This window comes from Rhizobacter sp. P3_B12 (genome assembly GCF_056402895.1).
On sequence record NZ_JBFUGN010001700.1, the window covers coordinates 1 to 624 of the forward strand.

A 624-nucleotide genomic window follows, 5' to 3' on the forward strand; every position below is an offset into this window, starting at 1 on the left:
GAATGAGAGTGTGCGCTCTCTTTCGAGTGATCGTGCCAATTCGCACGAACGTGCTTTGACAGCTATCCGACGGCTCCCCTCGGCTTACAGGCTTTCTTCGCGGAGCGTGCAGCATCCGGGCCTTGTTTCTGCCACGTCTTGGAGGGGAAGCCAATGAAACACCATGTGCTGCGCAGCTTGCGCAACGGTTCGATGCTGGGGCTGCACTGCGCCCTGGCGATCCTGCTGGTCGGATGCGGTTCCGGCGACGGAGGAAGCTCCTCCGCCGGCGACGGCAACAACGCCAGTTCGAGCGATGCCGGCGGCGACCGGTCGCGCCCGATGGCGGTCGGTGACCCGATCGGCATCGCGCTGACGCCCGTCGCGGCCACGGCCAGCGCCGCCGAGCGCGGCGACCTGTCGGCTGCGGCCGCGATCGACCACGACGACAACACCCGCTGGAGCAGCGGCTTCACGGACGACCAGAACCTGACGCTGGACTTCGGCCAGTCGGTGAACGTCACCCGCGTGCGCATCAACTGGGAACGCGCCCACGCCACCCGGTACCTGCTGCAGGTCTCGAGCGACAAGTCGAACTGGGTCACGATCAAGACCGTCGACAACAGCCAGGGCGGCATCGAGGAC

The 624-nt window shown here is 66.3% G+C and carries 1 protein-coding gene; it reads left to right on the top strand.

Annotated features, from left to right (window positions below; translation table 11 throughout):
- Positions 1-153: 153 nt before the first annotated feature.
- Positions 154-624, top strand: a 471-nt coding sequence (locus tag AC1D01_RS37755; RefSeq protein ID WP_477875079.1) for a discoidin domain-containing protein, incomplete at its 3' end; no start/stop codon positions are given.